The sequence below is a fragment of the Bacillus sp. 522_BSPC genome, from assembly GCF_001076885.1.
In the GTDB taxonomy this organism is placed as follows: Bacteria; Bacillota; Bacilli; order Bacillales; family Cytobacillaceae; genus Niallia; species Niallia hominis.
Genome location: NZ_JVDT01000044.1, coordinates 1 through 7,276, shown reverse-complemented (window position 1 = coordinate 7,276; position 7,276 = coordinate 1). Strand labels below are relative to the sequence as shown.

Annotated in this window: 7 protein-coding genes and 1 pseudogene; 7 read left to right on the top strand and 1 reads right to left on the bottom strand. The window is 32.9% G+C overall.

The window, feature by feature from the left end; genetic code table 11:
• Positions 1 to 480: 480 nt before the first annotated feature.
• The gene (locus ADJ83_RS03915; protein WP_031536775.1) at positions 481 to 1,347 is read right to left on the bottom strand and encodes a YitT family protein; all 867 of its coding nucleotides are present in this window, start codon (positions 1,345 to 1,347) and stop codon (positions 481 to 483) included.
• 173 nt (positions 1,348 to 1,520) lie between these two features.
• On the opposite strand from ADJ83_RS03915, the gene ADJ83_RS03910 reads away from it, so the two are divergent.
• The 7 genes and pseudogenes from ADJ83_RS03910 to ADJ83_RS03880 form a co-directional block, all read left to right on the top strand.
• Entirely contained in the window at positions 1,521 to 1,853 is a 333-nt protein-coding gene (locus tag ADJ83_RS03910) for a PadR family transcriptional regulator (RefSeq protein WP_031536776.1), read from the top strand.
• On the top strand, positions 1,850 to 2,494 hold the full coding sequence (locus ADJ83_RS03905) for a hypothetical protein (RefSeq protein WP_031536777.1): 645 nt from the start codon (positions 1,850 to 1,852) through the stop codon (positions 2,492 to 2,494). The genes ADJ83_RS03910 and ADJ83_RS03905 overlap by 4 nt, the downstream gene beginning before the upstream one ends.
• Before the next feature lie 95 nt (positions 2,495 to 2,589).
• Complete coding sequence (locus ADJ83_RS03900; RefSeq protein WP_031536778.1) at positions 2,590 to 4,089, top strand: DUF4153 domain-containing protein; 1,500 nt, start codon at positions 2,590 to 2,592, stop codon at positions 4,087 to 4,089.
• Positions 4,090 to 4,161: 72 nt separating this feature from the next.
• On the top strand, positions 4,162 to 4,776 hold the full coding sequence (locus ADJ83_RS03895) for a sigma factor-like helix-turn-helix DNA-binding protein (RefSeq protein WP_031536779.1): 615 nt from the start codon (positions 4,162 to 4,164) through the stop codon (positions 4,774 to 4,776).
• 28 nt (positions 4,777 to 4,804) lie between these two features.
• Positions 4,805 to 5,386, top strand: coding sequence for an ATP-dependent Clp endopeptidase proteolytic subunit ClpP (gene clpP, locus ADJ83_RS03890; RefSeq protein ID WP_031536780.1), 582 nt, complete (start codon positions 4,805 to 4,807; stop codon positions 5,384 to 5,386).
• A gap of 133 nt (positions 5,387 to 5,519) precedes the next feature.
• Complete coding sequence (locus tag ADJ83_RS03885) at positions 5,520 to 6,710, top strand: class I SAM-dependent rRNA methyltransferase (protein ID WP_031536781.1); 1,191 nt, start codon at positions 5,520 to 5,522, stop codon at positions 6,708 to 6,710.
• 204 nt (positions 6,711 to 6,914) lie between these two features.
• Positions 6,915 to 7,276, top strand: a pseudogene (locus tag ADJ83_RS03880) (HAD family hydrolase); the annotation flags it as partial.

Genomic DNA, 7,276 nt, shown 5'->3' with positions numbered 1-7,276 from the left:
AAACAAACACGAACTTTTATATAATATAATTACATTATAGTTCGTGTTTATTGTTGGTTGAAATATTTAGTCCCAGCCTCATCCTCATTATAATTATAAATACCAAACGAATGATAGAGAGTAACTATGGACGTTTCGAGTACTCACATTATGGGTCAGTGAGCTGTGAACCTGCATAACACTTGTGTCATGGAACGTGAAACCCCTGTAGCCAATCAACATCTGTATGAGAGAGTACCATAACCATATAAATAAACAGTAGACAAAATCTCTAATTACAAGGGTTTTGCCTACAGTATGAGTTGTTTTTACTTCGACTATTTTTATAATAGGGAATAAAATATTTGTTGTTCTAAAGTTTTTTCTAATGAATCCGTTATCTCTTTGAAAAAAACATAATAAATATTATCATCAATGTTTCTCTTAAATAAAGCTCCTTTCTCATAGTGGTTATTTATGGATGAGGTGCTCTGTAAAAAATCAATGAATCGCAGACTTAGAAAATTTCCCGCCATGAGCCTCCTGTGTATCCATAATCGTAATAAAAGCATTTGGGTCGATTTCTTGGACGATACTTCGGAATTTAGCTACTTCTAATCGTGTAAATACTACATACAATACTTCCTTCTCTTGATCCAAATAGCCGCCTTTTCCTTTAAGCTTTGTTACCCCTCTGCCCAAACGATCAGAAAGGGCTTGTGCAATTTCTTCATATTCATCAGAGATAACCATTGCAGCTTTTGTATCATCAAAGCCTTGGATAACAGAGTCAATCGCTTTACTCGCAATATAATAGGTAAGGATGGAGAACATCGCTTGTTCCCAGCCTAATACGAACCCTGCCCAGGAGAAAATAAAGACATTTATAAACATCACAAATTCTCCGACGGAAAACGGGATTCTTTTAGTGAGGAGGATTCCAAGTATTTCTGTGCCATCTAACGCACCAGAATTTCTAATGACAATCCCTACACCAGCCCCAAGCAATAATCCACCAAAAACTGTTGCAAGTAGTGGCTGTGTAGTTATTGGCTCAAAATGTTCGAGCAAAAATTCAATAATAGCGAGCATTATAATCGAATAAAGGGAAGAAATACAAAAGTTCTTCCCAATGTATTTATAGCCCGCATATAAAAAAGGGAGATTGAGAATGAACACTAGGACTCCAAAGCTTAGACCATAACTATATTTAAGAATTAAGGAAATCCCGATGACACCGCCATCAATAATCGTATTTGGAGCTAAGAATAAATCAATAGCGATTGCTGCAAAACCAGCCCCAATTGTGAGCATGAAGTATCGCATTATTAAATGTGAAGTAGTTTCTTTTTTATGCGTTTTTACCATGAAATAAAACACCTTTCACCTTATGAATAGTAAAGAACTTGTGGATTATATAGTACCACAAGAAGATTGTAGGGAAAAATTAGTGGAAGGAATTGTAGCAAAATATTGCATTATATAGGTTTGGACGCTAAAATACTACCTATAGTACATTTTAATTCTAGGTAGGTGAAAAAATGTTTAACAGAGAATTGGTAAAAGGGAGTACCTCCTTAATCCTGCTCCAGCTTTTAGCAGAAAAAGAAATGTATGGATATGAACTTGTTAAAGAGATGGAGAGGAGAAGCGACTACTCTTTACAGGTAAAAGAAGGGACCTTATATCCTGCCCTACATAAATTGGAGAAACAAGAATATGTAGAACCATTTTGGAAAGAATCAGAAAAAGGGCCAGCGAGAAAATATTATCGAATAACAGAGACAGGTCTTCAAATCTTGGAGCAAAAGACCACTGAATGGAAAAATTTTGTGCAAACCATAGATAAAGTGATCGGAAGAAAAGGGCTATGATTTATTCAAAAGATTCCTTTATGAAACAACTTCGAGAGTTATTAAAGAACCATAATCAATCAGAGGAGATATGCATGGAATATGAGCATCATCTCACTGATTTGCTAGAAGATATTCTATTAAGCGAGCAGTGCACGGTAAAAGAAGCAATCCTTATCGCGGTAGAAAAGTTAGGCACACCTCAAGAAATTGCTGCATTATATCAAGAAGAACTAACCATGACAGCAAAGAATACGCAATGGAATTTCTTTTTGGCAAATTTAATATTCTTTACAGGTGGGATTGGTTTAACGATTATTTACCATCACATTTCGAATCCAATCATTAGTAGATTATGGTTATTTCTTACTAGTATTCCATTCTTTCTTATTGTGCTCTATTTATTTTTTTGGCTCTTACTAGGGTATGAAGTCGGGAAGGAATTTGGACTTGGTGGTAAAAAATTATTAATGAAAACGTTTTGTATCTCGTTAATTCCGAATATTATGTTAATGTGCTCAGTTGTTTTCAACATTATTCCCATAACCTTTTTTGATCCATTACTTACACCTGAATTTATCTTGATTTGTATCGCATTTACGATTATTTTGTACCCAATATGTTTTCTCGCATTTCGCTTTGGAACAACGAAGTCTATTTAAGTTGTTCTTCTTTATTCTACCTAGAATTACTTTGTATAATGGTGTTATTTTTTTAAATAACTATATAGAATTTCTATGTAAAGGAGAAGATGGAAATGAATAAGAAAAATAGTTTTTATTTTATCGGATGTTTATTGCTTGCCATTTTTGCAGAAGTGACATTATTTACAGAGAAAATTGGTATTTCTCTTAGCTTTTTTGTTGTCGCTTATTATGTTTTTTATTTTTACATGACGAAAAAGGAGACTCATACACATCGAATCGTTGGAATTTATATTTTTATATGTATTTGGACTTTAACTTTGTCTTTCGTTTTCGTTGCAAATCCACCTTTTTATGCTGTTAATCTGTTGGTCATCTTTCTGTTAATAGGTGTACATACAATTCTAATCACAAGTCCATCTTTTCTTAGTTGGAGCAATGTTGAATTCCTTTGGTACATGCAAAAGAAATTTTCCTCCTTATTTAAATTTAGTAGGTATCTTTCAATACTTGTGCGAAAAAGGATAAAGGAATATGAGAATGAAAGGAATTATGCTATAGCAAAAAGAATATTATTAGGAATTGTTATCGTATTACCAATATTATTTGTCTTAATTTTTCTCTTAAGTTCATCAGACCAGTATTTTAGCATTTTGATTGAAAAAATGATTACACATCTTGTATCGTTTAATATAGATAAAATAAGTATTTTCCTCCGTATCCTCTTAGTATTTGTTTTTTTAGTACTATGGATAAAAACAATTAGCAAGAAGTCAGTTATAATTTTGAAAGATAAAAAGGAAATAAATAGGAGTTGGGAACAAGCGACCTTATTAACAATTTTAATTTCTATAAATGGATTGTATTTGTTTTATACAATATTTGAGTTTCAATATTTTTTTAATGATGTATTAATGAATGGTTTTACCTATGCAACTTATGCAAAAAGAGGATTTTTTGAGTTGATTATTGTAACGATTATTAATATCTCAATCACCTTATTAGTCAATAGATTTAGTAAAAGTAGAACCATCTTAATAAAAACTAGTTTATCCTTACTAATTATTTTCAGTTTTATAATTCTTTTATCTGCACATTTGCGATTAAGCTTATATGAACAGGCTTACGGCTACACATATTTACGATTGTTTTCCCATTCCTTTATTTTCCTATTAGCAGTGTTATTTGCTTTTACGATGATTAAGATTTGGATAGAAAAAATTCAGCTTATGCGCATTTTTTTGCTGCTTGCATTGTTATATTACTGTGGGCTTAATGTAATTGATGTGGATCGATTTATCGTTAGTAAAAATTTAGAGCGATTTGAAGAGACAAATTTAATCGATTTACAATATATTGAATCACTATCCCTTTCTACAGTTCCTGTTCTAATGAATTATTACGAAAGAAATCGAGAAATGAATAGCATAAAACATGTATTACTCGCAAAAAAAGAACTTCTTGAAAAAAGAGATGTAAAGTGGCAAAGCTATAACATGATGGAAGACCGAGCAAGAAAGTTGCTTGCATCAATGAACCTAGATGATGAAACGGCAGAAAATGAGAATGGAAAAAAGTATCGATTAGAAGAAAGCAAAAATGAAAAGAAATAAATGTATTATCCCCGTATCTTTTTTGCTTTTTCAAACGTTTAATATATAAACAGCCAAAGGAGGGATGAAAGGATGAGAGGGGAACTACCAGATATAAACGAACTGTATCGAAAACTCGACCTTTATTGTCAATATCTTTCGATGGACAAATGGGAACGGGAAGATTTAATCCAAGATTCTCTTTTAAAAGCGATAGAAAATTATAAAGAGCAAGATATTACACCGGCATTACTAAAAAAAATAGCCAGAAATAAGCGAATCGATAAGCAAAGAAAAAAGAAAGACCTAATTGGCATCCAAGCAAAAGAAATAGGAATAGAAAAAAATAGTTTAACTTCCATGATACTTGCTGAATATCTTGCTGAAAAGCTGACATTAAAACAAGGTATCGTATATATGCTTGTGGAAGGATTTCAATTTCGTTTGAAAGAGGTTGGCGAGCAACTAAATATGAGTGAGACTGCAGCTAAATCAGTTTTATTTCGGGCAAGAACTCAATTAAAAAAAGATGGCTCTTCTGGAAAACTTCATCTAGAAGAAAATAGAGATGCACTTAGTTACCTCTATTATGAAGTTTTAAAAAAGGAAGATCCAGCTATATTGTTTAACTTCATCTATAAGGAAAGCGTATTAGCGAAACAAGTGAAAAAATATCCGTCACATCATTCCATGCTTATGGCAGCTTAAACACTTTATTAAAATGGGAGCGAAAAAAATGAGCACGATTCCATATGTAATTGAACAATCATCAGGTGGAGAAAGATCCTATGACATCTATTCAAGATTATTGAAGGACAGAATTATCATGCTAGGCGATGAAATCAATGATGCTGTCGCCAATAATATTGTCGCACAATTGTTATTTCTCGCGGCCGAGGATCCAGATAAAGATATTTCCTTATATATAAATAGTCCAGGAGGATCAACTTCAGCTGGCTTTGCTATATTTGACACGATGCACTATATCAAACCAGATGTTCGTACGATTTGTACAGGAATGGCAGCCTCCTTTGGTGCGTTATTGCTCCTTGCTGGCGCGAAAGGAAAAAGATATGCCTTGCCGAATAGTGAAATTATGATTCATCAGCCATTAGGTGGTACAAAGGGGCAAGCAACAGAAATAGAAATTTCTGCCAGAAGAATAGTGAAGCTTAAAAGTCATATAAATCAGATTATTGCAGATAAAACAGGTCAGTCTATTGAAAAAATAGCACATGACACAGAAAGAGATTACTTTATGAGTGCAGAAGAAGCAAAAAGTTATGGGATTGTAGATGAAATCATTACCGCAAAATAAAAGAAACAGAGGCATCCTGCTAATTATAGGATGCCTATCTATGTGAATACCCTCTAGCACTAGCGTCTATCATCATTTCATGTATAATAGAAAAAGAAATAAAATATCAGCTCTGAAAGTAAAAGGTGACAAAATGGATATTGTAACAGTACAAATTGAAACTCCGTATGAAAAAAACCTCCTAAATGGTAATCCCTTATTATATAAAGACGCTATTGCATCTACCAACAGTCTAGAAGAAGGGCAAATAATCGAAGTCGTAACAAAAAGGAATAAGTTTATTGGCAGAGGATATTATGCCATTCAAAATAAAGGAATCGGCTGGATTTTATCGAGAGAGCAAAACATTCCTATTGATGCTTCATTTTTTAAAAGGAAATTGAAGAATGCGATTGATAGAAGAGTTTCCTATTTTAAAGATACAAATACTACAGCTTTTCGTATTTTTAATGGAGAAGGGGATGGAATTGGTGGATTCACTGTGGATTCTTATAACAAATATCTTTTAATACAATGGTACAGTATTGGAATTTATAAATACAAAAGCTGGATTGTAGAATCGTTACAGCAATTATTAGATGTGGACGGGATATACGAGAAAAAAAGATTTGATCAAAAAGGAACTTATTTAGAAGATGATGATTTTGTGAGCGGCAAAAGAGGGGAGTTTCCCATTACCGTATTAGAGAATGGTGTTAAATATGCGGTAAACTTAAACGAAGGAGCTATGACAGGGATCTTTTTAGACCAACGAGATGTGCGTAGAACCATTCGCGAAAAATATGCGCATGGTAAAAACGTTCTAAATACCTTCTCTTATACTGGTGCATTTTCCGTGGCCGCAGCAGTTGGTGGCAGTAAATCAACAACAAGTGTTGATTTAGCGAATCGCTCCAAACAAAAAACAGCAGATAACTTCTTACTAAATGAAATAGATTTAACGAGTCAAAACATTATAGTAGAAGATGTTTTTCATTATTTTAAGTATGCAGTAAAGAAACAGTTTTCCTTTGACATGGTCATTCTGGATCCACCAAGCTTTGCTCGTTCCAAAAAACATACTTTTCGAGCAGCAAAAGACTATACAAATTTACTTAAGGAAGCAATTGCGATTACTAATAATGATGGAATCATTGTCGCTTCCACTAATTGTGCTACTATTGATATGAAAAAATTCAAAAGCTTTATCGATGCAGCCTTTTCCCATCAAAAAGACAGATATCAAATTTTAGAGCAATTTGGCTTACCAAATGATTTTGCCAATATAAAAGATGTAAAAGAGAGTAATTATTTAAAAGTCGTTTTTATAAAAAAACGCAAATGATATTTTAGAATATTAATGTACTGGATAGGTACTGTTAAAAGGATTTTGCATAAAGATTGCAGAATCCTTTTTATTTAAATATAGGGTTTACGTAATCGTAAAACGTTTGTAATCTATTAAAGAAGGTAACTTTTTCTTTTATTCTATTTGAAAAAGTAATTTTTCAATAAATCATCGCTTACATAAAAAAGGAGAACGTGGAGAATGACAATTAAAGCAATTCTATTTGATTTAGATGACACGTTGTTATGGGATAAAAAAAGTGTGCAAGACGCTTTTTTAAAGACATGCAAGCTTGCAGAAGAAAAATTTAATATTTCTGCCGAACATTTAGAAGAAGCGGTTCGCAAAGAGGCAAGAGCTCTATATGAAGGATATGATACCTATGCTTTTACGAAAATGATTGGCATTAATCCATTCGAAGGACTGTGGGGAGAATTTCTTGAAGAGCATGCTTCATTTCCAAAAATGAGAGAGATTATTCCGATTTATCGAAAAGAGGCATGGACAAAAGGTTTGCTAGCATTAGGAATTGATGATCCGAAATTTGGAGAGAAATTAGCAGA

Bases quoted from the DNA above. Each gene is read 5' to 3' on its own strand.
- ADJ83_RS03915 (WP_031536775.1), bottom strand. From the start codon at position 1,347: ATGGTAAAAACGCATAAAAAAGAAACTACTTCACATTTAATAATGCGA.
- ADJ83_RS03910 (WP_031536776.1), top strand. From the start codon at position 1,521: ATGTTTAACAGAGAATTGGTAAAAGGGAGTACCTCCTTAATCCTGCTC.
- ADJ83_RS03905 (WP_031536777.1), top strand. From the start codon at position 1,850: ATGATTTATTCAAAAGATTCCTTTATGAAACAACTTCGAGAGTTATTA.
- ADJ83_RS03900 (WP_031536778.1), top strand. From the start codon at position 2,590: ATGAATAAGAAAAATAGTTTTTATTTTATCGGATGTTTATTGCTTGCC.
- ADJ83_RS03895 (WP_031536779.1), top strand. From the start codon at position 4,162: ATGAGAGGGGAACTACCAGATATAAACGAACTGTATCGAAAACTCGAC.
- clpP (WP_031536780.1), top strand. From the start codon at position 4,805: ATGAGCACGATTCCATATGTAATTGAACAATCATCAGGTGGAGAAAGA.
- ADJ83_RS03885 (WP_031536781.1), top strand. From the start codon at position 5,520: ATGGATATTGTAACAGTACAAATTGAAACTCCGTATGAAAAAAACCTC.